This is a genomic window from Williamsia serinedens, assembly GCF_024171725.1.
Classification (GTDB): Bacteria; Actinomycetota; Actinomycetes; order Mycobacteriales; family Mycobacteriaceae; genus Williamsia_A; species Williamsia_A serinedens.
Window position 1 is genome coordinate 79,876 of the sequence record NZ_JAMTCG010000006.1, and the last position, 25,492, is coordinate 105,367.

The following is a 25,492-nucleotide window of genomic DNA, read 5'->3' on the forward strand; positions in this document are numbered from 1 at the left end:
GCTCTCGCCCGCCACCGTCATCGCCTCAGCGTGCCGCAGCGGCGGCGTCGGCGTAGGGGTAGAACCCATGTCCGGCCTTCTTGCCCAGGCGGCCGGCCTCCACCATGCGCAGCAGCAGCGGCGGCGGCGAGTACAGCGGCTCCTTGAACTCCTCGTACATCTTGTCCGCGATCGCCTTGACCGTGTCCAGTCCGACGAGGTCGGTGAGCTTCAGCGGGCCCATCGGGTGGGCACAGCCGAGCACCATCGCCTTGTCGATGTCCTCGACCGTCGCGAAGCCGCTCTCGACCATGCGGATGGCCGACAGCAGGTACGGGACCAGGAGTGCGTTGACGACGAAGCCGGAGCGGTCGGTGGAGCGGACCACCTGCTTGCCCAGGACGTCGGCGGCGAACTGCTCGGCGCGCGCGGTCACGTCGGCCGAGGTCATCAGGGTGGTGATGAGCTCGACGAGCGGCAGGACCGGCACCGGGTTGAAGAAGTGCATGCCGACCACGCGGTTCGCGTTCTCCGTCGCCATGCCCAGCTTCATGATCGGGATCGACGAGGTGTTCGACGCCAGGACCGCGGTCGGGTCGGTGACGACCTTGTCGAGCTCCTTGAAGATGGCGGTCTTGACGGCCTCGTCCTCGACGACGGCCTCGCACACCATCTGACGGTCGGCGAAGTCACCGAGATCGGAGGTGAAGCGCAGTCGCCAGGACGCCTGCTCACGCTCGCGTTCGGTCAGCTTGCCGCTGCTGACACCGCGGTCGAGGGACCGCAGGATGCGCGACCGGCCGGCGGCGGCCAGCTCGCGGGTGGACTCGTAGACCAGGACGTCGGTGTGGGCACGGGCGCACACCTCGGCGATCCCGGCCCCCATCTGACCGGCACCGATGACGCCGACCCGCGAGATCTTATCGCTTGCCATGGATGGCTCCTCGACTCGAGAAATCGTTGTGTTGCTGGGGTTTACCCGTGCCGCGCGATGCCGCGACACAAGACTGTCACATCGGGACCCGATACGGATCGGGGTGGGCACGACGAGTGTCGTACCCACCCCATGTCCGTCTCAGGTCACCTCGACCGGTTCAGGTCAGTGGAACTGGCCCTCTTCGGTGGAGCCCTTCAGCGCGGTGGTGGAGCTGGTCGGGTCGACCGTGGTGGCGATCGAGTCGAAGTAGCCCGCACCGACCTCACGCTGGTGCTTGACGGCGGTGAAGCCCCGCTCCTCAGCGGCCTTGAACTCACGGTTCTGCAGGTCGACGAAGGCGGTCATCTGCTCGCGGGCGTAGCCGTACGCCAGGTCGAACATGCCGTAGTTGAGCGAGTGGAAGCCCGCCAGGGTGATGAACTGGAAGGTGAAGCCCATCGCGCCGAGCTCGTTCTGGAACTTCGCGATCGTCGAGTCGTCGAGGTGCTTGCTCCAGTTGAAGGACGGGCTGCAGTTGTAGGACAGCAGCTGGTCCGGGTACTCCGCCTTGACGGCCTCGGCGAACTTGCGCGCCAGCTCGAGATCCGGGGTGCCGGTCTCCATCCAGATGAGGTCGGCATAGGGCGCGTAGGACTTCGCACGCTCGATGCACGGCTCGATGCCGTTCTTCACGTGGTAGTAGCCCTCGGCGGTGCGCTCACCGGTGACGAACTGCTTGTCGCGGTCGTCGACGTCGGAGGTGATGAGGGTCGCGGCCTCGGCGTCGGTACGCGCGATGACGACGGTGGGGACACCGGCGACGTCGGCGGCCAGGCGAGCCGAGTTCAGGGTGCGGACGTGCTGCTGGGTCGGGATGAGCACCTTGCCACCGAGGTGGCCGCACTTCTTCTCCGACGCGAGCTGGTCCTCCCAGTGGGTGCCGGCGGCACCCGCGGCGATCATGGCCTTCTGCAGCTCGTAGACGTTCAGCGCGCCACCGAAGCCGGCCTCGCCGTCGGCGACGATCGGCACCAGCCAGTTGTCGATCGAGGTGTCACCCTCGACGCGCGAGATCTCGTCGGCGCGCAGCAGGGCGTTGTTGATGCGACGCACCACGTTCGGCACCGAGTTCGCCGGGTACAGCGACTGGTCGGGGTAGGTGTGGCCGGAGAGATTCGCGTCACCGGCGACCTGCCACCCCGAGAGGTAGACGGCCTTCAGTCCGGCGCGGACCTGCTGCACGGCCTGGTTGCCGGTGAGTGCGCCGAGGGCGTTGATGTAGCTGCCGTCACCCTTGGTGACGCCGTCCCACAGGATCTCCGCGCCGCGGCGGGCGAGGGTGTGCTCCTCGACGACCGAGCCCTGGAGCTCGGCGACCTGCTCGGCGGTGTAATCGCGCTTGACGTTCTTCCAGCGGGGGTTGGTGTCCCAGTCCTGCTGGATCTCCGCAGCCGTCCTCGGCTTGCCGACGTTGCTCATCTGCACTCCACTTTTCTCGTTGCCGACGTCGTGTCGGCGGCTTCCTCACAGGCGCGGCCGCGGCTCGTCGGACCGGACTCCGGGTGGTGGTCCCGGTGCCCCGATCCGGTGGACGGTTCTCGGTTTCGCAACCCTCCGACGTCGGGTCCGCGGCGCCTGCACAGAGAGTGCCACACCCCAAACGTGCTGGTCCACACCTTGCAAGTGCCACATTCGGCCACATCGCGGCGCCCTTTTGCAAAACCTGCGAAGATCGATGTGTGAAAGAACCACGGTCCGGCAGTCAAAAAGTACGCGCGTACTGCGTCGATGGGTCGGGTCCGGTGCACCCCGGCGCGGACGCCGCGGACCGCGATCGGAGTGCGCCGAGCCGGCCCGCGCCGCCCGAGAGTGGCCACAGTCACACCCGGGCCCGCGCGCGGACCGGACGAATCGGGTCGTCGACGCGACGTAGCCTGGCCCCCGTGGGCAGGACCTTCGTCGGATCCCGGGTGCGTCAGCTCCGGTCGGATCGCGGGCTGTCGCAGGTCGCCCTCGCCCAGACCCTGGGCATCTCGCCGTCGTACCTGAACCAGATCGAGCACGACGCGCGGCCGCTCACCGACCCGGTGCTGGTCAAGATCAGCGACGCCTTCGGGGTCGACGCGGAGTTCTTCGACTCCCAGGACGACGTCCGGCTGGTGGCCGAGGTGCGGGAGGTCCTGCTCGACCCCGACGTCGAGGCGTCCGCGGACCTCGCCTCGGCCGCGGCCGACGTGGTGCGGGCGCACCCGGACGTCGCGCGGGCGATGGTCACCCTGCACCGGCGCTACCGCACCACCACCGACCAGCTCGCCGCCGCCACCGACGACCGGGGCGACGGATCGATGCGCGGATCGATCACGGCCCCGCACGAGGAGGTCCGCGACTTCTTCTACCGGCGCCACAACTACCTGCACGAGCTGGACACGGCCGCCGAGGACATGACCACCCGCATGCGGATGCACTCCGGGGACGTCCGCCGCGAGATCTTCGACCGGCTCGAGACCGTGCACGGCATCAACATCGTCCGCCGGGTCGACATGGGTGACACGCTGTTGCACCGCTACGACCCGGAGCTCCGGCGTCTGGAGATCTCCCGCCACCTGTCCGCCGGCCAACGCACCTTCAAGCTGGCGACCGAGCTCGCCTACCTCGAGTTCGGCGACCTGATGGACGGCCTCGCCGACGAGGGGAACTTCACCAGCGACGAGGCGCGCAGCCTCGCCCGGCTGGGTCTCGCCAACTACGCCGCGGCGGCGATGGTGTTGCCCTACGGGCAGTTCCACGGGGCGGCCGAGGACTTCCGCTACGACATCGAACGCCTCTCGGCCTTCTACCAGGTGTCCTACGAGACGATCTGCCACCGGCTCTCGACGCTGCAGCGCCCGGACCTTCGGGGCGTGCCGTTCTCGTTCGTCCGCGTCGACCGCGCCGGCAACATGTCGAAACGACAGTCCGCCACGGGGTTCCACTTCTCGTCGTCCGGCGGCACGTGCCCGCTGTGGAACGTCTACGAGACGTTCGCCTCGCCGGGGAAGATCCTCACGCAGATCGCGCAGATGCCCGACGGGCGCGACTACCTGTGGGTCGCGCGCACCGTCGAACGACGCGCCGCGCGGTACGGACAGCCGGGCAAGACGTTCGCGATCGGACTGGGGTGCGAGCTCCGGCACGCCGGCCGGCTCGTGTACGCCGACGGCCTCGAGATCGGACCGCAGGCACAGGTGACGCCGATCGGGGCCGGCTGCCGCGTGTGCGAGCGGTCGAACTGCGCGCAGCGCGCCTTCCCGGCGCTGGGCGCGACCCTGCAGATCTCGGAGCACCGCAGCACCATCTCGCCCTATCTGGTCGACTGACCCCACCCCGCTCCACCGATCGGCTCGCCCGCGAGCCCGAAAGGCCGTCGATGACCCCCCGCATCCCGCCCGGCAGGCTCCGCGAGCTCGGTCCGGTCAACTGGGCCTTCTGCCGCATCGCCTCCCGCGTGGTCGGCGTCCCCGACATGCACATCTTCTCGACGCTCGGGCGTACCGGCGGACTGTTCCGCGGCTGGTTGCACCACTCCGCGCGACTGATGCCCTTCGGACCGTTGAGCCGCCTCGACACGGAGATGGTGATCATCCGCGTCGCCGCACTCCGCGAGTGCGGGTACGAACTCGACCACCACCTGCGCCTCGGGCGTCGGGCCGGCATCGACGCCGACCTCGCCGCGCGGATCCAGAAGGGCCCCGACGCGCTCGAGTCCGAGCGGTCGCGGGTCCTGCTCACCGCCGTCGACGAACTCGTCGCCGACCGCGACATCTCCGACCCGACGTGGGAGGCACTCAGCCGCCACCTCACCGAGCGCGAACGCATCGGGCTGCTGCTGCTCGTCGGGAACTACGACTCGCTCGCCACCACGATCTCGACGCTGCGCATCGAGCGTGATCGGTGACCGACCCGGCCGTACGCCAGGCGGTCCGCGACCTGCTGACCGTCCCGGTCCGCGACGAGTCCGCCGGCTACCTCGACCTGCTCGAACCGGAACGGTCGGGCCGGTCACCCAGCCAGCGCCTGATGGAGAATTCCGTGTTCGCCGCGGTGTACGAGCGCGCCTGGCGGCCCGTCTTCACCCGCCTGTTCTCCCTCGGCGGCACGTCCACCCTGGTCGCGGGGCGGGCGCTCACCGGCCGCCTCGGGCGCCCCGGTGACCGCCGCGTCCTCGACGTCGCCTGCGGGCCCGGGAACTTCACCGACCGGTTCGCCCGCGACCTGACCGGCGACGGCTTCTGCGTCGGGCTGGACTTCTCCACGCCGATGCTCGCCCGCGCCGTCGCCGACAACGACGCACCCCGCGCGGTGTACGTCCGGGGCGACGCCCATCACATCCCCTTCCCCGACGGTTCCTTCGACAGCGTCTGCTGCCTTGCGGCGCTGTACCTGATCGGCGACCCCCTGCGCGTCGTCGACGAGATGGTCCGTGTCGTCGCCCCGGGTGGTGAGGTCGCCGTCTTCACCTCGGTGCAGACGACGCTGTCGTCGGTGCCGGGAGCCCGACAGGCATTGGGGATGGGCGGGTTCCGCATCTTCGGCCGAGACGAGATCACCGACCGCCTGACCGCGGCGGGCATGCGTGACGTGCGACAACAGATCACCGGCCAGGGCCAGTACGTCCTCGCCACCGCTCCGCACGACGATTGAGACAGACCGGCCGAGACGACTCTTCCGTTCCGATACTCAACAGATGTACTGTGATCGGAGTCGGGCACACCGGGGAGGGCGTGTCCAGTTGGGGGTCCAGCATGCAGGTCGATTCCGTCCACCCCGCCGGGGGTGGTCCGTCGGAGTTCGCGACGCTCGCGCGCGCGTGCCGGGACCGGTGCGACTGGGACGAGGTCCTCGGCACGATCGTCCGGACCGTCGTCGCCGCTGCCGTCGCGGGCGGGCCGCCGAGGTCCGGGGACACGACGCTCGCCCTGACGCGTCAGGCCCGCACCACCCTCGACGTGGCCGTGCGCCGCACCCTCGACGACGTGTCCTTCCGCCGACCGCACCTCGTCGACACCACGTCCTGCCGCCGGATCCGCGGGGCGATCGCCGACTGGTCCCGGGCGGGTGTGCCCCTGTCGTCCACCGTCCGGGTCATCGGGGCCGCCGTCGACGCCGCCGCCGACGCGGCCACCCGGGGGGCCGACGACCTCACCGGGCTGCTCGCGAGCACGGCGGCGATCCTCGCGGTCCGTCGGTCGCTGCTCGCCGAGGCCTCCGCCATCCACGCCGAGGCCTCCGCGCTCGAGCAGGCGCCGCCCGACCGGTCACCGCGCGAGCAGTTCGTCAGCGCCGCCGTCCGCGGCGCGGTCGACATCCGCCGCGCCGCCGAGTTCGGCCTGCCCGTCTCCGACCGCTGGCAGGTGTTGTCCCTCGCGGTGCTCGACGCCGACGGAGGGGGTCCGGCCGCGACCACCGTCCGACGGGGTGTCGCCGACGTCCTCGGCTCGTCGGTGTTGTCGATCCTCAGCGAGGCCGGCGGGACCGTCGTCGCACCGATCTCCCGCGAGGGCGACCGGTTCGGCGCCTCGACGACGACCGCACTCACCCGCGCCATCGGGTCGCCGCTGCTGTGCACCCTGGTCGTCGGTGAGGCCTCCGAGGTGCCCGAGCTCGTGGGGCGGGCCGACGAGTTGCTGGACCTCGCGCGGTCCATCGACCGCGCGCCGGGGCTCTACACGATGGACGACCTGGTGATCGAGTACCAGATCACCCGTCCCGGCCCTGCGCGCGACGCCCTCGCCGCGCTCATCGCACCGCTCACCTCCCAGGCCGATCTGCTCGAGACGCTGCGGGTCCACATGTCGTGCGGGATGAACCGACGCGAGACCGCTCGCCGACTCGAGGTGCACCCGAACACCGTCGACAACCGCATGTCCCGGGTGGCCAGCGCGATCGGTCTCGACCTCAGCCAGCCCCGCGCCATCACCCAGGCGCGGTCGGCCATCCTCGCCTACGACGCGGCGGGTGCGCGATAGAGGTGTAGTTCGAACAACCTACGCGGAGTAGACCGTTCGACCGATTGTACGAATGACCGACGTGACTATCGTCATGCCTGTGCCGATCTCGATTGTCATTCCCGCGTACAACGAGGGGAGCGCAGTACGTGCATGCCTCGAACGCGCCAGCGCCCAAGGCCCTGACGTGGCCGAGATCGTCGTCGTCGACAACAACAGCACCGACGACACCGCCGATCACATCCGTTCTGCCGCAGAACACGACGACAGGATCCGCCTCGTGAGCGAGCCCCGAGCCGGTGTCGCCTTCGCTCGGTACACCGGATTCTCGTGTGCGTCACAGGATCTCATCGCCAGTGTCGATTGCGACACCATCCTGGACGCAGGGTGGGCCGGAGCGATCACCCGGGTGATGGACACCCACCCCGAGGTGGTTGCCGGTACGGGGCCCATGGTCATGCACGACCTCCCCTTCCAGAACCGCTATCGGCGTCGGAACAACCGTCTTCAGGCGAGGGCCGAAGCAGCCTTGGCGGCCGGTGGTCCGCTGCGCGTGCCCGCGCTGTCCGGGGCGAACTCGGTCATCAGGGCGGGTGCGTGGAAGGAGATCCAGGACGACGTCAGTCATCGTCCGGATCTCTTCGAGGACCTCGACCGTAGTCTCCTGCTCCACGCGCGCGGCCACGACACCGTACTGATCCCCGGGATGACCGCCACGGTGTCCGGCCGACGACTGCTCTCGGGCCCGGCATCGTTCATCAGGTATGCGGCGTGCGGTCCGCGAACCTACGCGCACCACGGCAAGTGGGGAATGGCCGTTCTGGCGACCGCCGTGAACACGCTTGCACTGGTCCGCACGATGACACTCCTGCCCGCCAACCGCGCCTGGGACCCCGACCGCGAATGCTTCTCGCTGGGCCGGATGTTCGGGCGGGGCATCACGATTCGCGCATCCCCGATCGGCTGACCGTCAGAACCCTCGGTAGTCGCGCATCGACATCCGGGCACCGTGGCGTTCGGGCCGGGTCCCGTACAACTCGATGAGCCGCACGACGCGGTACCGCTGCCCGCGGTAGGGCTCGAGGAGTTCCAACATCCCGGCGTCGTCGACGGGACGGCCGATCAGCGTCTGCCCCACCGTCTTGCACACGTGGTAGTCGCCGACCGGGACCACGTCGGGATCCCCCAGGGCGCGACACCGCACCTCGGACTCGGTCCATCGACCCACCCCGTGCAGCGTGCGCAGGTGCTCGTGGTGACGTTCCACGTCGAACGCGACACCGCGGCGGACGGTCCGCATCCGCACGGGTTCCGCGCCCGCGAGGTGCCACTCCCACGACGGGATCGACGCCCACTCGTGCTGTGGCGGGCACACGTGCATGTCGGGTGCGCCGGGTGCGGGTACCCCGAAGCGGCGCACCAGGTGTCGCCACGCCCGCCACGCCTCCTTGCCGACCACCTTCTGCTCCAGCACCGCGGGGACGAACGCCTCCCACACCCGATCGGTACGACCGAGCCGGATGCCCGAGTGCTCTCCGCGACGCACCAGCTGCGCGACCACCGGGTCACGCGCGACGAGGGCCGAGGGGTCGTCGTCGGCGCCGAGCAGCGACGGCAGGTGGTCCAACAGCCAGTCGGCGCCGGGCCCCCAGCCGTGTCCGGTGACCACCCCCGACCTCCGCGTGATCGCGAGGGTGCCCGGCCCGTCCGGGGTGTGACTCGTCCGCCAGATCGAACCGTCGGGGCGGACCCGATGGGTCGGGTCGGAACCGCCGCGCTTGTGCAGCGCGAGCGTCCGACGGATGTCGAGCGGGAACGACGGCGTCCACTCGCGGACGCGGTCGGCCCCGTCGATCACCGGCGTCAGAGGTTGATCATGTGGCCGATCGCGCCGTGGAAGGTCTCCTGCATGGCCTCGGACATGGTCGGGTGCGTGTGCACGTTCCGGGCCAGTTCCTTGGCGGTGAGGTCCCACTTCTGCGCGAGCGTCAGCTGCGGCAGCATCTCGGAGACGTTGTCGCCCACCAGGTGCGCGCCGAGCAGCTCGTCGTTCTTCGTGTCGGTGATGAGCTTGACGAAGCCGCCGGGCTCGCCGAGGCCCTGCGCCTTGCCGTTCGCGGTGAACGGGAACGACGTCGCCTTCACCTCGTGTCCCTCGTCCTTCGCCTGCTGCTCGGTGAGTCCGAAGGAGGCGACCTGCGGTTGACAGAAGGTGGCGCGCGGCATCATCCGGTAGTCGCCCAGCGGCATCGTCTCGACGCCGGCGATGGTCTCCGCGGCGACGACGCCCTGGGCCTCGGCGACGTGGGCGAGCATCAGCTTGGCGGTGACGTCACCGATCGCGTAGATGCCGTCGACGTTGGTGCGCATGAACTCGTCGATCGCGATGGCGCCGCGCTCGGTCAGCTCGACACCGGTCTTGTCGAGACCGAAACCCTCGACGCGCGGTGCGAAACCGACGCTCATCATCACCTTGTCGACGGTGACCGAGTCGTCGTTGCCCTTGGCGTCGGTGTAGGACACCTCGACCTGCGACCCCTGGTCGTCGACCTTGTTCACCTTGGTCGAGGTCAGGATCTTCACGCCGAGCTTCTTGTACTGCTTGGCGAGTTCCTTCGACGAGTCGGCGTCCTCGTTGGGGAGCACGCGGTCGAGGAACTCGATGATCGTCACGTCGACGCCGTAGTTGGCCAGGACGTACCCGAACTCCATGCCGATGGCGCCGGCACCGACGATCACGATCGACTCCGGCAGCTCGCGCGTGAGGATCTGCGACTCGTAGGTGACGACGTTGTCCGACAGCTCCACGCCCGGCAGCAGCTTGACGTAGGAGCCGGTGTCGATGATGACGTTGTCGAACGTGACCTCGCGGTCGTCGCCCACCGTGATCGCCTTCGGCCCGGTGAACACGCCGTAGCCGTCGATCTCGGTGATCTTGTTCTTCTTCATCAGGAAGTGGACGCCCTTGACGATCCCCTCCGACACCTTGCGGCTGCGGTCGAAGGCGGCGCCGAAGTCGAAGGAGACCTCACCGGAGATCCCGAAGGTCTTCGCCTGCGTGTGGAAGATGTGCGCGAGCTCGGCGTTGCGCAGCAGCGCCTTCGACGGGATGCACCCGACGTTGAGGCAGACACCTCCCCAGTACTTCTCCTCGATGACGGCGACCTTCTGGCCGAGCTGGGCGCACCGGATCGCGGCGACGTACCCACCCGGACCTGCGCCGAGGACAACTGTGTCGAAGTGTTCTGCCACGCGCTCAGCCTACGTTGCGACACCCGCCACACGCAGTCGGGATCGCGCAGGGCGAACACCGTCCCGACGTGCGTTTCTAGAACATGTTCTCGTTCCTGGGTTACCGTCGACGGATGGCCGTCTCCCCCTTCAGCCCGGCGCGCCTGGGACCGCTCACGCTGCGCAACCGCCTCATCAAGTGCGCCACGTTCGAAGGCCGCACCCCGGACGCACTCGTCACCGACGACCTCGTCGACTTCCACCGTGAGATCGCCGCCGGTGGCGTCGCGCTCACCACGGTCGCCTACCTCGCCATCAGCCCCGAGGGCCGCACCGACCGCCACCAGATCTGGCTGCGTGAGGACGCCTCGCCCGGCCTGCGACGACTCACCGACGCCGTCCACGCCGAGGGTGCGCTGGTCGCCGCGCAGATCGGTCACGCCGGCCCGGTCGCCAACCCGCTGTCGAATCGCGCCCGTGCCCTGGCGCCGTCGCGCATCCCGGCACCGATGGGCGTCGCGCCGTCGTCGATGGCGGTGTGCCGACGCCCGTCCACCGAGGAGATCGCGGGCCTCATGCGGACCGCGCGGCACGGCGCGCGCATCGCCGTCGACAGCGGTTTCGACGCGCTCGAGATCCACCTCGGCCACAACTACCTCGCGAGCAGCTTCCTCAGCCCGCTGCTGAACCGCCGGAAGGACGCCTACGGCGGGTCCGTCGTCGCCCGTGCGCGGTTCGCGCGGGAGATGGTCGCCGCCGTCCGGGAGGAGGTGGGCGACTCCGTCGCGGTGTGGGCGAAGCTGAACATGTACGACGGGGTGCCCGGCGGACTGATGCCCGACGAGGCGTGCACCGTGGCGCAGCTGCTCGAGGGCGACGGCCACCTCGACGCGATCGAGCCGACCGCCGGCAGCTCGCTGCTGAACCCGATGTACCTGTTCCACGGGGACGCCCCGCGCGCCGAGTTCGCGGCGACGTTCCACGGTGTGCTCCGGTGGGGGCTGAAGGCGGCCGGGCCGTTCTTCCTCAAGAGGTACCCGTACCGCCCCGCCTATCTGCTCCCGCTCGCCCAGCAGCTGCGAGAGGCGGTGTCGATGCCGCTGATCCTGCTCGGCGGCGTGACCGACCGGGCGTCGATGGACCTGGCCCTGTCGCAGGGGTTCGACTTCGTGGCCATGGGTCGCGCGCTGCTCCGCGAACCCGACCTGCCGCTGCGCATCGAGGTCGACCCGTCGACGACGTCGAAGTGCATCCACTGCAACCGGTGCATGCCGACCATCTACACCAGGACCCGCTGCCCGCTGCGGCCCGAGACAGTGCCGCTGGTCGAGGAGAACACGACAATCACCGCGTAACCCCCGCGCGGCTGGCGAGCGTGTTCCCGCCCGGCGCACACTCGGGTCCGTGATCCGCCCGCTGACCGTCGAGACCGCCCTCACGACAGGCCATCTCGACCTCGTCACCACGGCGGTGTCGGTTGCCACACTGGGCGCCTACTGGTGGGGGTGGCGACGGTCGCAGGTCACGCTGGGCCGCGGTGTGGTGTTCAGCCTGCTCGGCGTCGGGGTGTGGATCGTCGCGACCGCGAGCTCGGTCGGCGCGTACGCCGACACGCTCTTCTGGGTGCGGGCGCTGCAGGTCGTGCTGCTGCTGCTGGTCGCCCCGTTCGGACTCGCGCTCGGCATGCCGCTGACCGTGCTGCGCGACGCATGCGCGCCGGCGGGTCGCGCCCGGTTCGACCGCGCTCTCGGCTCGCGCGCCGCCCGCGCGCTGACCCACCCCGCGGTCACGTCGGGGGTCATCCTGGTCACCCCGTGGCTGTTCTACCTGACGCCCTGGTACACCGCGGTGCTGCGGGGTGATGCCCTCGACGTCGCCACCCGGCTGCTGTTCGTGCTCGTGGGTCTCGGCTACTTCGTCACCCGACTCCAGCTCGACCCGGTACCGCATCGCCGCCCGCAGTCGCTGTCCTTGCTCATCACGCTCGTCGAGACCATCGGCGACGGGCTGCTGGGCGTGGTCCTGTGGCAGGGTCCCGACATCGCCCACGCGTACTACGCGGCGCTGGACCGCGGGTGGGGTCCGTCGCCGCGTACCGACCAGATCATCGGCGCCGGCGTGCTGTGGATACTCGGCGACGTCGTCGGGCTGCCGTTCCTGCTCGCGCTGTTCGGACGGTTCCGCGCGGAGCAGGAGTCCGTCGCCGTCGAGGTGGACGCCGCCCTCGACGCCGCCGACCGGGACGCGGGCGTCGAGCCGACGGACAGCGCCGCCCCGGGACCCGCGCCCGCCGGCCTGTGGTGGGAGGCCGACCCCGAACTGCGGCGCCGCTTCGGGCGCTGATCGCCACCGCTGCCACAATCGAGCGGGTGACCGACACGAGCACCTCTGCCCCGACCACGCCCGACACCGGCGACGACCCGTACGTGTGGCTGGAGGACGTGACCGGCGAGGACGCCCTCGACTGGGTCCGCCGGCACAACCAGCCGACGGTCGACGCACTCACCGGCTCGCAGCGCTTCGCCGAGCTGGAGGCGGGCGCGCTCGAGGTGCTCGACACCGACGAGCGGATCCCCTACGTCCGACGGCGCGGCGAGTTCCTCTACAACTTCTGGCGCGACGCGACGAACGTCCGCGGGCTGTGGCGTCGCACCACGATGGAGTCCTATCGCACCGACAGCCCCGACTGGGACGTCCTGATCGACCTCGACGAGGTCGCGCGGGTCGACGGCGAGAACTGGGTGTGGCAGGGCGCGACCGTGCTGCCGCACAGCTGGGACCGCGCGCTGATCTCGCTGTCCCGCGGCGGCGCCGACGCGGCGGTGGTCCGCGAGTTCGACCTCGTCGAGCGGACCTGGGTCGATCCCGACGGGCCCGACGCGGGATTCACTCTGCCCGAGGCGAAGTCGGACATCGGCTGGGTCGACCGCGACACGGTCTTCGTCGGCACCGACTTCGGTGTGGACGACGACGGGGTGCCGACGGTGACCGACTCCGGGTACCCACGGGTGGTCAAGAGGTGGCGCCGCGCGACACCTCTCGCCGCGGCCGAGGTCGTCTACGCCGGCGAGACCTCCGACGTGGCCGTGCAGGTCAGTCACGACCACACGCCCGGCCACGAGCGCGATTTCGCCGTCCGCGCCGTCGACTTCTTCCACCAGGAGACCGTGGAGCTCCGTCCCGACGGGCCCGTCGTCGTCGACGTCCCCGACGACAGCCACATGTTGATCCGCAAGGACTGGCTGCTGGTCCTCACCCGGTCGGCATGGGATCGCGACGACACCACGTATCCCGCCGGGACCCTCGTCGCCTTCGACTACGACGACTTCCTCGCCGGCACCGCGACCGGCACCGTGCTGTTCGCGCCCGACCCGCACACCAGCCTGCAGGACGTGCGGTGCACCGGGACGCATCTCGTCCTCGTCACCCTGCACGACGTGCAGACGGAGCTGCACACGCTCGTCATCGGCACCTGGGAGCACGGCGAGATCGCGGGCCTGCCGGAGCTCGCCACCGTCTCGGTGATCGACACCGACCCCGACGACAGCGACGAGATCTTCCTGTCGGCGAGCAGCTACACCACGCCGCCGAGCCTGCTGCACGGCACGAGCCACGGACCGGTGTCGGTCCTCAAGCAGACGCCGGCGTTCTTCGACGCCGAGGGGATCTCCGCGTCGCAGTTCTTCGCCACCTCCGACGACGGCACCGCCATCCCCTACTTCGTCGTCCGTCGCGACGACGTCGCGCAGGGCCCGACGCTGCTCTACGGCTACGGCGGGTTCGAGATCTCGCAGACGCCGGGCTACGCGGCCATCGCCGCCCGCAGCTGGGTGACCCGCGGCGGCGTCTACGTCGTCGCCAACATCCGTGGCGGCGGGGAGTACGGGCCGGAGTGGCACACCCAGGCACTGAAGGCCGGTCGTCATCTCGCGTACGAGGACTTCGCCGCCGTCGCCCGCGACCTCGTCGCCCGCGGCATCACGACGCACGAGCGGCTCGCCGCCCAGGGCGGGTCGAACGGGGGCCTGCTCATGGGCGTGATGACGACGAGCTACCCGGAGTTGTTCGGCGCCATCGTGTGCCAGGTGCCGCTGCTCGACATGCGCCGCTACCACCTGCTGCTCGCCGGTGCGTCCTGGATGGCCGAGTACGGCGACCCCGACGATCCCGAGCAGTGGGCGTTCATCCGCGAGTACTCGCCGTACCAGCGGGTGCGCGCCGACGTCGACTACCCCGCACTGCTGGTGACGACGTCGACCCGGGACGACCGCGTCCACCCCGGGCACGCGCGCAAGTTCACGGCACGTCTGGAGGAGCTGGGCCACGACGTGCGGTACTACGAGAACATCGAGGGCGGGCACGGTGGCGCCGCGGACAACCGCCAGGCGGCGTTCAAGTCCGCGCTGGCCTACGAGTTCCTCTGGCAGACGGTGGGTTCGGTGTCAGCGACGTCGCTCGAGGACGAGTGAGGAGAGGACCCCGACCGCGATGACCGCGATCCCCACGCCACCCGTGATCAGCGCGGTGTGCTGCAGGTCGTCGCCGGCGCGGTCGAGGATGATCCGCGCGACCTGACGCGGCGACGAGTCGGTGCCGGAGAACTCGTCGAGCGCGCGGTCCCGGAGGATGCCGGTGGCTCCCCAGCTGACGGCGCCGGAGATGACGGCGCCGACGCCGAGCATCGCGAGCGTGACACCGCGTCGGCGGGCGATCACCAGCGCGAGCAGCGCCGCGACGATCGCGACGGCGAGCGCGAGCCACCCCGTGCGCGTGACCTGGTCGCCGGTGTGCGCGTACCGGCCGGCCTCGAGGCCGCTGCGCTGCGACTCCCCGAGCGGGATGCGGATCGGGCCGTCGACACGGATCGACGACGGCAGTCCGAACCGCTGCACCACCCGGTTCACCATGTCGGTGAGGTCGAGCTCGAGCACGTTCGACCGCTCGGCGTCGGTGGTCGGTTCGGTGAAGAGGAAGTCGTGCTGCTGCCCGAGCACGTCGGCGAAGTCCGGTGGGAACAGGTCGCTGCGCGTGTACCGCTGCGTCGCGGGCGCGACGAGGATCTCCGGCGCCGACGTCTGGTCGGTGATCTGCCGGGTCAGCTCGTCGGCGATGAGGTCCTGGATCTGCCGATCGTGGGCCATCGGCTCGACGAACGCGACGAACCCCTGCCGGTCGACGATCCGCTCGTGGGTCCACAGGGCCGGCAGCGCCACCACCATGGCCACGATCGCGACGAGGACGGCGAGACCGGAACCGAACGTGCGCACCCGGCCCACGCTACCGAGCGCGTTCCGCGGAACGCCCGGACGGGCTCTCGAGGATGGAGGGGGCCACCGCGTCGTGGTCAGCGAGCACCCGAGGGTGGCTCGACGACAAGACACACGACGCGATCACCCTCCATCATCATGACCGGTCACCCCACGCGACGCAGGAGGTCGGTGCGGGCGTTCCGCGGAACGCTCACGCTGCGGCCACCTGCTCGGCCTGTTCACGTCGCCAGGCCCACGCGGCGTAGAGGACTTCGGTGGTGTAGCCGAGGTCGAGTTTCCCGCCGTTGACGGTGGTCAGTCCGTCGACGGGGACTGCGGTGTCGGGCCTCCACCCGGTGGGTGCGGTCATCGCCGGTGCGTCCCGGAGCAGGGACCCGTCGGGTGTGTGGAACGTGAAGAGTTGATGCCCGCGCGCGACGATGCCGAACTCCCCACGGTGCAGAGCCCGGTGATGGGTCGAGCAGAGCAGCACGATGTTGTCGGGGTCGGTGGTGCCACCGTCGCGCCAGAACGTCACGTGGTGGGCGTGCAGGTGACGCGTCCGCCCGCATCCCGGGTGGCGGCAGCCACGGTCTCGCTGGAACACGACCTGCAGCAGACGTCGGCTCGGCAACCGCCGCTTTCGTCCCCACCGCAGGACGACGCCGTGGCGACCTCGCTTGTCGGTGACGCGGCGAACTGATCCACCGCACGACGCCTCGTCGACCTCACCGTCGTCGAGGGCAGGTCCGCCGTCGAGATGAGGATTGCTCGAGTTGCCGTCGGCGTCCTCGGTGGAGTGGACGAGGATTTCCGCTCCGGGCACGAACTCGGGCACCGACACCGCGTCGGCGACCGTGTCGGCCATCGCGATCACTGCCTCGGCGATGTCGGACGGGACACCGCGCCACAGATCGGCGCGCGACGCGGGCTCGCCCGGATCGATCGGCGGCGTACCGCTGTCCGTAGCGGCGGGAAGGTCGACGTCTGTGTGCGTGCGGGTGCGTTCGTACTCCGCGCGGGTCACTCCGGCCAGGAACCGTGCCCCGTCGAGCGGGGCGAGACGCATCGTCACCGACAGCGTGCCGTCGTCGTTCCAGCGCCATCGGCCCCGCGACTCGACCGCACCGGACTCCCGTTCCTCGTCACGCCGGTCGATGTGCCGGAGCGAGCGAACCAGCCGTTCGACCTGTGCCGCCGTCGCAGACAGCGCGACGTTGCGCAACTCCTCCTCGCGGTCGGGAGTGGCTACGCGGGTCAACGCCCGGATCTTCGAGTACGACAGCGTCCCCTGGGCGAAAGCCGAATGCAGCAGGGGCAACTCGGTCAGCGCATGCGCGACACGCAGATGATCCTGGGCGGCCCGCTGTGACATCCCCGCCTTCCACGACAACCAGTGCGCGCACGACGCGATCCCGTGTCCCGACCATCCGTGGCGGGTGTCGAACTCGACCAGCAGATCGAAGAACCGCGCCGTCAACGCTGCGATCTGCCCCGCGTACCCCACGATGCGCTCACCGAGCTGCGCGTCGCTCAATTCCTCCATCGCGGTGTCGTCGAACATCGAACCCACCGCGTGCAGCGCCGTCACCGACATGAGTCCCCCTCATCCCGAACCGATGCCGCCACCGTACAAACGTGCACCGACAATCCGAGCGTTCCGCGGAACGCCCCGGGGCCGGGACTGCCGCCTATTCCCCCAGCAGGTCGCGGGCGCGTCCGACGATCAGCGGGTCCGGGGTGCCGACGATCGTGTCGTCCTTGCCGTCGTAGTCGAAGAGGCTCAGGACGTGGCGCATCGCGTTGACGCGCGCCCGCTTCTTGTCGTTGCTCTTCACCACGGTCCACGGGGCGAGGTCGGTGTCGGTGGCGGCGAACATCTCCTCCTTCGCCGCGGTGTAGCGGTCCCACTTGTCGAGCGACGCGAGGTCCATCGGCGAGAGCTTCCACTGCCGCACCGGGTCGACCTGACGGATGGCGAAGCGCGTGCGCTGCTCGAGTGCGGTGACCGAGAACCAGAACTTCACGAGGTGGATGCCGTCGTCGATGAGCATCTGCTCGAACAGCGGGACCTGGCGGATGAACCGCTCGTGCTGGGCGTCGCTGCAGAACCCCATCACCCGCTCGACACCGGCACGGTTGTACCAACTGCGGTCGAACAGGACGAGTTCGCCGGCGGCGGGCAGGTGCGACACGTAGCGCTGGAAGTACCACTGGGTGGACTCGCGCTCCGACGGCTTCTCCAACGCCACCACACGGGCGCCGCGCGGGTTGAGGTGCTCCATGAACCGCTTGATGGTGCCGCCCTTGCCCGCCGCGTCCCGTCCCTCGAACAGGATGACGTGGCGCGCGCCGGTCTCCTTCGACCACTTCTGCAGCTTGAGCAGTTCGATCTGCAGCAGGCGCTTCTCGGTCTCGTACTCGTGGCGCGCCATGCGCTCGTCGTACGGGTAGTCCTCACGCCAGGTGTCGACGACGGCGTGGTCACGACTCACGATGAGCCGCGGGTCGTCGTCGTCGCTGTCGTCGACGGTGAACCCGGACGTGTCGGCGAGGTCGACGACGCGGGCGAGTTCGTCCCGCCCGACGGAACGGCTCAGGTCGACGAGGTCGGCCCGTGGGGCATCGATGAGTTCGCTCACGCGCGTGAATGTAGGACGCGCAGGCGACGTGGTGGTTGCGGGCGGGTGAACGCCGCGCTCAGCGCACGCTGTTGTTCAGGTAGTTCCGGCCGGTGCCGATGCAGTACTTGCCGGTGACGCTGTCGTAGGCGGCCGCGAAGCCACCCGAGCAGCGCACGCCGTCCGGGCCGGCGTAGGTGGTGCCACCGATGCCGGCGATCGCGACGGTCAGGCCGCCGTTGCGTGCCTGGGACAGCGCGAAGCCACCGGGGCCGAACGTCACCGAGTAGGCCGTCGAGTTGTTGCTCGCCCCGGCCAGCGCCGCCCCACCGGGAACGGTGTTGTACGCGTTGGCATGTCCGCGGTTCGCGGCGGCACCGATGGCACTGCCGGCGCCCGACCGGTCCTCACCGTGCGCCGACGAGGTCGCGTCGGACTTGGCCCCGCACGAGCCGTCGCCGACCACCCGGTTGACCTGGTTCGCACCGACGGTGTCGCAGACGAGCGGTGCGGCCGACGCCCCGCCCGCACCGATGGTCCCCAGCACGCCCATGGCGCCCGTGCCGATGACACCGACGACGGCCGCGCGCAGCGCGACACGACGACGAACGGCTTGACCGGAATGCCCGAACATGAACCACCTCAATGAATCTCGATGCGACCGACGGACGACCACCGTCAGGGACAGGTGAACAGTACCCGCGTCACGGCAGCGTCGAGGTGGGGACACGCATCGATCCGGTCACGACCGGCACGCGGTCACGACGAGCGGCGCTCGGCCTCCGCGGTCAGTCCCTTCTTGGCGGTGTCGAGGGCCTTCTTCTGACCCTGCTTCACGACGAGGCCGGGCAGCTTGATCTTCAGGTCGACCTCGAGCTCGAAGTCGACATGGCAAGAGTCCGCGGACTTCTCGGTGACGGTGTACTTCCCCTTCTGCGCCTTGAGCTGATCGCTCTCGACGAGCTGCCAGGAGCAGCTGTTGTCGGTCCAGGAGTACTCGAGGACCTCGTTGTCGGTGACTCCGGACATGCTGACCTGCAGCTTGACCTTCTTCGGTCGACCGTCGTCGTCGGTCTCGAGGATCTCGGCGCTCTTGTGCGGACCCGACCAGTCGGGGAGCGACTCCACGTCGAGAAGGATCTCCATGATGACGGAGGCGGGCGCGTCGACGTCGAAGTCGGTGGTTCCGTGGACAGCCATGGGGAGAAGTTACCCCGTGCGGTTCGCGCCGCTGTGCGGAACGGCGACCGCGCTACTCGCGGTCCTCGAGGCGGAGCGGCCACGCCTCGTCAGGGATGTCGTGGATGGTGCACGGCTGATCCGCGGCGGTGAACCACCCGCGGAAATGCATGATCTCGCCGAGGGTCACGTTGCGCACCGTGGCGTCGAGTCGGAAGCGTTGCTCCTCGTCGTCCCACTCCTCCACGTAGCGCATCGAGGTGGAGAAGAGCCCCCGCATGCCCAGCTTCATCCCGCGGCTGAGCATCTGCATCGGCTCGCTCTCCAACACCAGGGATCCGCCCTCGCCGACCCGGGGGTTCAGCGGGATGAGCATGTCGGGTCCGTCGCCGAAGTAGTCGACGAGACCGCCGGAGCCGTTCACGAGCAGCGAGTGCAGTCTCTGCTCGCCGGTGGAATAGGCGAACCGACGGATCACGGCGAGGTTCTCCCGACCCCGCTCGTCGCGGTAGCAGTAGTTGTCCATGAAGAACGGCACCAGTCGGCTGGTGGTCGTCGGCATGACGTTGCGTCGTCGGAACATCCGCAGCACCGGCGGGGTCAGCTTCGACGTGCAGTAGACCGACTCGACGATCCCGCTCGTCACCTGGGCTATCCCCGACGTCGAGTCGACGCCGTACCGCCACTGGATGTTCGGGTGCAACTTCTCGAAGTCGCCGCCCAGGGCAGCGCGGTACACGGGGGTCATGCTGCATCCCCGCCCCGCCGCGACATGGTTGTGCAATCTACTACCGCCCCCGACGCCCCGGAAGCCACTCGTGCACCACTGATACCTCACGCGTGCACCACCGTCGGCGGAATGAGCACCCCCGACGGTCGTGTTGTCCGCCACATGAGCGCAACCGTCGTCGCCACCGCCTTCGGGGGACCCGAGGTCCTCGCCGTCCGCGATCTGGATGTCACCGACCCGGGGCAGGGTGAGGTGGTCGTCGACTTCCACGCCGTCGGGGTCAACCCGGTCGAGTACAAGACGTACAGCGGCGCGATGGGGTCCGACGAGTCCACGCTGCCCATGCGGCTGGGCAACGAGGGGGCGGGCGTGATCGTCGCCGTCGGACCCGACACCACCGGCCCGGCCGGTCCGCTCGCCGTCGGCGACGAGGTCGTCGTGTTCCGCGGCGTCGGGACGTACTCCGCGCGCAGCGTGCAGCCGGCGTCGGCGGTCGTACCGAAGCCCTCGGCCCTGTCGTGGGAGGTCGCGGCGGGCATGCTGCTCACCGCGACGACGGCCCACGACGGCCTCGAGGTCGTCGGGATCACCGCCGACGACACTCTCCTGGTCCACGGGGCGAGCGGCGCGGTGGGTCTGGCGGTCGTGCAGTTGGCGCGGCTCGCCGGCGCCCGGGTCATCGGGACCGCGCGGGAGGAGAACCACGGGTTCCTCCGGGAGATCGGTGCCGAGCCGGTCGCGTACGGCGACGGTCTGCTCGATCGGGTCCGCGAGCTGGCCCCCGACGGGGTGACCGTCGCCTACGACGCGGTGGGCACCGACGAGGCGGTCGACGTCTCGCTCGCGCTGGTCGAGGACCGCACGCGCATCGTCACCATCGCGGCGTTCGGGCGCGCGGAATCCGACGGGTTCCGCAGCATCGGAGGCGGCGACCCCGAGAGCAGCCGCCGGCGCGACGCCGCACGGACCGATCTGCTCGCCCTCGCCGCCGACGGGCGCCTGCGCACCCCGATCGCGCGGACGTTCGCGCTGAGCGACGTCACAACGGCACACACCGAGCTCCAGCGGTCGCACCCGATCGGCAAGTTCGTCCTCCTGCCCTGACCGTCGGCCCGGTACGTTCGCCCGCAGGGGCATCACGGCCCGCCGACACCCGGGAGATCCATGCCGCTCACCGAGCAGCTCCAGGCGAAGCCCGACCACGGTTACGTCTTCACCACGCAGTGGCCGGTCCGCACCAGCGACATGAACGAGGCCGAGGTGCTCGGCGCGGACTCGGTGGCGCGGTACCTGCAGGAGGCCGGCGCGCTGCATCTCGCCGACGGTGAGGCACTGGCCGACCACCAGTTCTGGATCGCGCGGCGGACGGTCATCGACATGATCGAGCCGATCAGCTGGCCGAACACGGTGACGGTGTCGCGCTGGTGCTCGGCGCTGTCGAACCGCTGGTGCGACATGCGCGTCCGCATCGAGGGCAATGGTGGCGGCCTGATCGAGACCGTCGGGTTCTGGATCAACATCAACATCGAGACCCGCGGGATCGGTCGCATGAGCGACCACGTCATCGAGCGACTCTCCACCACCGCCGACGACACCCGACTGCGCTGGAAGCCGTCGATCCGCGAGCCGATGCCGCCCGAGTCGGACCGGACCTTCCAGATCCGCCGCACCGACACCGACCGCTTCGGTCACGTCACCAACGCCATCTACTGGCAGATGGTCGCCGAGGTCTACCCGGAGGTCGCCGACCTCATCACCGGGCCGCACCGGCTCGTCGTCGAGTTCGACACCCCGATCATGGTCGGCGAGGAGGTCCACATCACGTCCGCGCCGATCGACACCGGTGTCCTGATCTGGATCTCGGTGGGCGGCGAGTGCCGGTCGCACGCGTCGATCACACGGTTGCCAGACTGAGGGGCGATGCCTCTCACCGATCGCCTCGTCGACCTGCCCTCCGAGGGCTACGTGTTCCACACCTCGTGGCCGCTGTCGAGTGCCGACATCGACCAGCACGAACGTCTCAGCGTCGACGGTGTCGCCCGGTACCTGCAGGAGGCGGGTGCCCAGCACCTCGTGGACGCCGGCGCCTTCGAGGCGCACAAGTTCTGGATCGTGCGGCGCACCGTCGTCGACGTGATCCGTCCGATCACCTGGCCCGACACGGTCCAGCTGTGGCGCTGGTGTGCCGGGATCTCCCCGCGGTGGTGCTCGATGCGGGTACGGATCACCGGCGACGGGATCGACGGTCAGCCGGGCGGTCTCATCGAGACCGAGGGCTTCTGGATCAACATGAACATGGAGACGAAGTCGCCGGGACGCATGGAGGACCGCTTCTTCGAGAAGCTCGCGACCACCACCGACGAGCGGCGCCTGCGCTGGAAGGCCTGGCTCTCCCAGCAGCCGACGTCCGACGACGGACCGGTGTTCGCGCTCCGTCACGCCGACACCGACCGCCTCGACCACGTCAACAACTCGATCTACCTGCAGGCGCTGCGGGAGGTGTTCCCGGAGGCGGGAGCCCTCGTCGAGCACCCGTATCGGCTGGTCATCGAGTACGACAAGCCGATCACCTACGGCGAGACCGTGCGCATCGTGTCCGAGTGGTTCGACCACGAGACCGGTCCCGGGATGCTCGTCTGGCTGACCGTCGACGGCGACGTCCGCGCCCGCGCGTCGATCACCCCGCTGGCCGCCTGACCCTTGTGACGCCGTAGCAGTACGCGCATACTGTTTACAAGCAGTACGCGCGTACTGTGAGACGAGGAGGCGACATGTGGGATCCCGCGCAGTACCTGACCTTCGCCGACCACCGCGGCCGGCCGTACGGGGAATTGATCGGCCGGGTCGGTGCGTCCTCTCCGCGAACGGTCGCCGATCTCGGTTGTGGCCCCGGCAATCTCACCGTCGGCCTCCGTGATCGATGGCCGGACGCGCGCGTCGTCGCGGTGGACTCGTCCCCGGAGATGGTCGCGGCCGCACGCGATCGTGGCCTCGACGCCCAGGTCGCCGACGTCGCGACGTGGATGCCCGCCTCCGATGTCGACGTGGTCGTCTCGAACGCGACCCTGCAGTGGATCCCGACGCACCGCGAGCTGATCGCCCGCTGGGCGGAGGTCATGGCACCCGGGTCATGGCTGGCGTTCCAGGTGCCGGGCAACTTCGAGGCACCGTCCCATCGCGCGATCCGCACACTCGCGGCGTCGGCGGCGTGGCGCGATCGCCTGGGCGGGCTCGAGTTGCGCGGCGGCGAGACGGTCGAGGACCCGGTCGGTTACGCGACGATCCTGCGGCGAGCCGGCGCCCGCGTCGATGCGTGGGAGACGACGTATCTCCAGGAGCTCGAGGGTCCCGACGCGGTGCTCGAATGGGTCACCGGGACCGCGCTGACACCCGTGCGCGACGTCCTCGACGACGCGGGATGGGATGCCTTCCGCGCCGACCTCGCGCCCGTCCTGCGCGACGAGTACCCCGAGCACGCCCCGGGCCGGACCTGGTTCCCGTTCCGCCGGGTGTTCGTCGTGGCGGAGATCGTCGGATGAGGGCCGCACGGCCTCCGCTGTGGCGCATGATCCCCTATGCCTATGGCGCGCGACTCGACCCCCAGTACTCCCGGTGGGTGACACATGACCTGGCCGGCAGGGGCGCCGGCGCGCGGATGGTCGCACGATGGGCGGTCCCCTGCCTGGTCCTGCTGACCCCGTTCCTCGTCCTGCCCGCCGACGCGATCGTGAAAGCCATGCTGACGCTGCCGATCCTGATGCCGTACGTCTACTTCTCGATCGCACTCAACCGGGTGTACCGGCGGCATCGTCTGGCGCAGCACGGACTCGACCCCGCACTCGTGGACGCGCGCGAGCGCGCCCGCAACAGCCGGTCGGAGCAGGAGTACCTCGCCAAGTACCGGGGTGCGTGAGCGCACCCCGCACATCTCAGACGAACTCGGCGCCGGCGGCGACCATCTCCTCGACCGCCGCGGCGCTGGTCTCCTCGGCGACGCCTGCGACGAGATCTCGACGGACGCGGACCGCGACACCACCGCCGAGGGCGTCGAGCGCCGACGCACGGACGCAGTAGTCGGTGGCGAGACCGACGACCTCGACCCTGTCGATCCCCCTCTGCCGCAACACGTCCGCGAGTGACGTCCCGTCGTCGGTGGCGCCCTCGAACGCCGAGTACGCGGGCTCACCGCGGCCCTTGTAGATCTCCACCTCGACCGAGGACGTGTCGAACGCGGGATGGTAGTCGGCGCCGTGGGTGCCCGCGATGCAGTGCGGCGGCCAGGTGGTGACGAAGTCCGGCTTGCCCTCCAGGACGATGTGACCCCCGTTGTCGGAGTCGGCGTCGTGCCAGTCACGGGACGCGATCACCACCGCGTAGTCGTCACGGTGGTCGCGAAGAAGTGCGGTGACGCCCTCCGCGACGGCGGTCCCGCCCGTCACACCGAGCGCTCCACCCTCGGCGAAATCGTTCTGGACGTCGACGATCAGCAGTGCGGTTCCCACGTCGCCCGACAGTAGTCGGCGAGACACCCCTTGCCTGATGACCGCTCGGTCAACAATAATGACCATATGGTCAACAAGACGTCTTCGCTCTCGGCTCTGCACCGGGTCGTGTACTCGTACACCGCGGTCGCCGCCGCGACGATCGTCGTCCTCGCCGTGGTGTCGGGCGTCGCACCGCGCGAGGCTCCCGCCGACGCCTGGGTACACGCGGTCGTCGTCGGCGTGTTCGCCCTGGTCCTCCCGCTACGCCTCCGCGGCGTCCGCGCCGGGAACCGGGGCAGCCTGCGCGCGGTCGGCATCATCTCGGGGGTCCTGGTGGTCGTGAACGTCGCCGAGGCCCTGGTCCCCGACTTCGTCCCGACGTGGATGCGCGTCGAGATGGTCGGCATCGCCGTCCTGATGGCCGCATCCGTGGCGCTGGTCGTCCGTGTCGCCCTCGCACGGGACAATGACGGCCATGGCCGGATCGACGTCGGGCTCCCGCGTCCGTGACTCTCCCCGGGTGCGCGTCCGCCTGAGTGCCGAGGAGCGTCGGTCCCAGATCGTGGCCGCTGCGGTGGCGGTGATCGCGGAGCGGGGTTTCGCCGCCGCGACGGCGACCGAGATCGCCGCCCGCGCCGAGGTGGCGAAGGGTCTCGTCTGGCGGTACTTCACCGACCGCGACGACCTGATGCGGCGGACCGCCGAGCACCTCGACGAGCAGTTGCGGGCGGAGGTGGTGGGCCGCCTCGATCTCGACGTCCCCGCGACCGACGTCGTGCGACAGGCGCTGCGCCACCTCGCGTCCCTGACGAGGACACATGCCGCGGAGCTCCGCGCCCTCGACCAGATCATCCACACCATGCTGGCCCCCGACGGGACACAGGTGCTGTCGCTCGACGACTACGAACGCGGGTACCGCCTGCAGGAGGAGCTCTTCGCCCGCGGGATCGCCGAGGGGTCGATGGCCCCGGCCGACGTCCGTGTCATGGCCGTCACCTACCAGGGGGCGATCGACGCGATGATCGCCTACCTCACCGCCCACCCCGAGGTGGATCCCGACGTCTACGCCGAACAGCTGGCCGACATCCTCGTGGGCGGGATGGCGGCCCGATGAGACAC

26 protein-coding genes are annotated in these 25,492 nt (G+C 69.8%); 15 read left to right on the forward strand and 11 right to left on the reverse strand.

Translation table 11 applies throughout. The annotated features are described in order from the left end of the window. Positions 1-25: 25 nt before the first annotated feature. A complete protein-coding gene (locus tag LX12_RS16240) occupies positions 26-913 on the reverse strand; it encodes a 3-hydroxybutyryl-CoA dehydrogenase (RefSeq protein WP_253655626.1) in 888 nt (295 codons plus the stop codon). Between the two features lie 165 nt (positions 914-1,078). Beyond that, positions 1,079-2,374 (reverse strand): isocitrate lyase, encoded by a 1,296-nt coding sequence (gene aceA / locus LX12_RS16245; RefSeq protein ID WP_253655627.1) that lies wholly within the window; start codon positions 2,372-2,374, stop codon positions 1,079-1,081. A gap of 464 nt (positions 2,375-2,838) precedes the next feature. On the opposite strand from aceA, the gene ramB reads away from it, so the two are divergent. From ramB to LX12_RS16270, 5 genes are all read left to right on the forward strand, one after another. After that, positions 2,839-4,251 (forward strand): acetate metabolism transcriptional regulator RamB, encoded by a 1,413-nt coding sequence (gene ramB, locus LX12_RS16250; RefSeq protein WP_253655628.1) that lies wholly within the window; start codon positions 2,839-2,841, stop codon positions 4,249-4,251. A 50-nt stretch (positions 4,252-4,301) separates the two neighbouring features. Further along, positions 4,302-4,829, forward strand: a complete 528-nt coding sequence (locus LX12_RS16255) for a carboxymuconolactone decarboxylase family protein (protein ID WP_253655629.1) — start codon at positions 4,302-4,304, stop codon at positions 4,827-4,829. A 122-nt stretch (positions 4,830-4,951) separates the two neighbouring features. Continuing rightward, entirely contained in the window at positions 4,952-5,575 is a 624-nt protein-coding gene (locus tag LX12_RS16260; RefSeq protein ID WP_253655954.1) for a class I SAM-dependent methyltransferase, read from the forward strand. 101 nt (positions 5,576-5,676) lie between these two features. After that, the gene (locus LX12_RS16265; protein ID WP_253655630.1) at positions 5,677-6,900 is read left to right on the forward strand and encodes a PucR family transcriptional regulator; all 1,224 of its coding nucleotides are present in this window, start codon (positions 5,677-5,679) and stop codon (positions 6,898-6,900) included. Between the two features lie 52 nt (positions 6,901-6,952). Then, positions 6,953-7,846, forward strand: a complete 894-nt coding sequence (locus LX12_RS16270; RefSeq protein ID WP_253655631.1) for a glycosyltransferase family 2 protein — start codon at positions 6,953-6,955, stop codon at positions 7,844-7,846. Between the two features lie 3 nt (positions 7,847-7,849). On the opposite strand, the gene LX12_RS16275 is transcribed toward LX12_RS16270, so the two are convergent. Next, positions 7,850-8,734, reverse strand: coding sequence for a DNA-3-methyladenine glycosylase family protein (locus LX12_RS16275; RefSeq protein WP_253655955.1), 885 nt, complete (start codon positions 8,732-8,734; stop codon positions 7,850-7,852). An 8-nt stretch (positions 8,735-8,742) separates the two neighbouring features. Beyond that, entirely contained in the window at positions 8,743-10,131 is a 1,389-nt protein-coding gene (gene lpdA, locus LX12_RS16280; RefSeq protein WP_253655632.1) for a dihydrolipoyl dehydrogenase, read from the reverse strand. Positions 10,132-10,244: 113 nt separating this feature from the next. Here lpdA and LX12_RS16285 point away from each other — a divergent pair, with 113 nt between their 5' ends. From LX12_RS16285 to LX12_RS16295, 3 genes are read left to right on the forward strand one after another with little or no spacing between them, the layout of a single operon-like run. Continuing rightward, positions 10,245-11,465 (forward strand): NADH:flavin oxidoreductase, encoded by a 1,221-nt coding sequence (locus tag LX12_RS16285; RefSeq protein ID WP_253655633.1) that lies wholly within the window; start codon positions 10,245-10,247, stop codon positions 11,463-11,465. A 49-nt stretch (positions 11,466-11,514) separates the two neighbouring features. Continuing rightward, complete coding sequence (locus LX12_RS16290; protein ID WP_253655634.1) at positions 11,515-12,453, forward strand: cytochrome c oxidase assembly protein; 939 nt, start codon at positions 11,515-11,517, stop codon at positions 12,451-12,453. A 26-nt stretch (positions 12,454-12,479) separates the two neighbouring features. Next, positions 12,480-14,579: a prolyl oligopeptidase family serine peptidase gene (locus tag LX12_RS16295; protein ID WP_253655635.1), complete on the forward strand. Its 2,100-nt coding sequence runs from the start codon at positions 12,480-12,482 to the stop codon at positions 14,577-14,579. Here LX12_RS16295 and LX12_RS16300 read toward each other — a convergent pair. From LX12_RS16300 to LX12_RS16325, 6 genes are all read right to left on the reverse strand, one after another. Continuing rightward, positions 14,553-15,377: a hypothetical protein gene (locus LX12_RS16300; protein WP_253655636.1), complete on the reverse strand. Its 825-nt coding sequence runs from the start codon at positions 15,375-15,377 to the stop codon at positions 14,553-14,555. The genes LX12_RS16295 and LX12_RS16300 overlap by 27 nt on opposite strands. Before the next feature lie 193 nt (positions 15,378-15,570). After that, positions 15,571-16,923 carry an HNH endonuclease signature motif containing protein gene (locus LX12_RS16305; protein ID WP_253655637.1) on the reverse strand — a complete coding sequence of 451 codons (1,353 nt, stop codon included), beginning with the start codon at positions 16,921-16,923 and terminating at the stop codon, positions 15,571-15,573. Positions 16,924-17,050: 127 nt separating this feature from the next. Beyond that, a complete protein-coding gene (gene ppk2 / locus LX12_RS16310) occupies positions 17,051-17,959 on the reverse strand; it encodes a polyphosphate kinase 2 (RefSeq protein WP_301284741.1) in 909 nt (302 codons plus the stop codon). 100 nt (positions 17,960-18,059) lie between these two features. After that, positions 18,060-18,614, reverse strand: a complete 555-nt coding sequence (locus LX12_RS16315; protein WP_253655639.1) for a DUF6764 family protein — start codon at positions 18,612-18,614, stop codon at positions 18,060-18,062. A 125-nt stretch (positions 18,615-18,739) separates the two neighbouring features. Continuing rightward, entirely contained in the window at positions 18,740-19,180 is a 441-nt protein-coding gene (locus LX12_RS16320) for an SRPBCC family protein (protein ID WP_253655640.1), read from the reverse strand. Positions 19,181-19,232: 52 nt separating this feature from the next. Next, positions 19,233-19,907 carry a DUF4166 domain-containing protein gene (locus tag LX12_RS16325; RefSeq protein WP_253655641.1) on the reverse strand — a complete coding sequence of 225 codons (675 nt, stop codon included), beginning with the start codon at positions 19,905-19,907 and terminating at the stop codon, positions 19,233-19,235. A 144-nt stretch (positions 19,908-20,051) separates the two neighbouring features. Here LX12_RS16325 and LX12_RS16330 point away from each other — a divergent pair, with 144 nt between their 5' ends. The 5 genes from LX12_RS16330 (at position 20,052) to LX12_RS16350 (ending at position 23,802) form a co-directional block, all read left to right on the forward strand. Continuing rightward, positions 20,052-20,993 carry an NADP-dependent oxidoreductase gene (locus LX12_RS16330; protein ID WP_253655642.1) on the forward strand — a complete coding sequence of 314 codons (942 nt, stop codon included), beginning with the start codon at positions 20,052-20,054 and terminating at the stop codon, positions 20,991-20,993. Between the two features lie 60 nt (positions 20,994-21,053). Next, positions 21,054-21,803 carry an acyl-[acyl-carrier-protein] thioesterase gene (locus LX12_RS16335; RefSeq protein ID WP_253655643.1) on the forward strand — a complete coding sequence of 250 codons (750 nt, stop codon included), beginning with the start codon at positions 21,054-21,056 and terminating at the stop codon, positions 21,801-21,803. Between the two features lie 6 nt (positions 21,804-21,809). Further along, a complete protein-coding gene (locus LX12_RS16340) occupies positions 21,810-22,586 on the forward strand; it encodes an acyl-[acyl-carrier-protein] thioesterase (protein ID WP_253655644.1) in 777 nt (258 codons plus the stop codon). A 74-nt stretch (positions 22,587-22,660) separates the two neighbouring features. Then, positions 22,661-23,428 carry a trans-aconitate 2-methyltransferase gene (locus LX12_RS16345; RefSeq protein WP_253655645.1) on the forward strand — a complete coding sequence of 256 codons (768 nt, stop codon included), beginning with the start codon at positions 22,661-22,663 and terminating at the stop codon, positions 23,426-23,428. Next, positions 23,425-23,802: a DUF5313 family protein gene (locus LX12_RS16350; RefSeq protein ID WP_253655646.1), complete on the forward strand. Its 378-nt coding sequence runs from the start codon at positions 23,425-23,427 to the stop codon at positions 23,800-23,802. Before LX12_RS16345 ends, LX12_RS16350 begins: the two co-directional genes overlap by 4 nt. Positions 23,803-23,818: 16 nt before the next feature. On the opposite strand, the gene LX12_RS16355 is transcribed toward LX12_RS16350, so the two are convergent. Next, positions 23,819-24,391, reverse strand: a complete 573-nt coding sequence (locus LX12_RS16355; protein WP_253655647.1) for an isochorismatase family protein — start codon at positions 24,389-24,391, stop codon at positions 23,819-23,821. Between the two features lie 66 nt (positions 24,392-24,457). Between LX12_RS16355 and LX12_RS16360 the strand changes: the two genes are divergently transcribed. Both LX12_RS16360 and LX12_RS16365 read left to right on the forward strand, forming a co-directional pair. Further along, entirely contained in the window at positions 24,458-24,883 is a 426-nt protein-coding gene (locus tag LX12_RS16360; protein ID WP_253655648.1) for a hypothetical protein, read from the forward strand. Then, a complete protein-coding gene (locus tag LX12_RS16365; protein WP_253655649.1) occupies positions 24,849-25,487 on the forward strand; it encodes a TetR/AcrR family transcriptional regulator in 639 nt (212 codons plus the stop codon). Before LX12_RS16360 ends, LX12_RS16365 begins: the two co-directional genes overlap by 35 nt. Positions 25,488-25,492 lie beyond the last annotated feature (5 nt).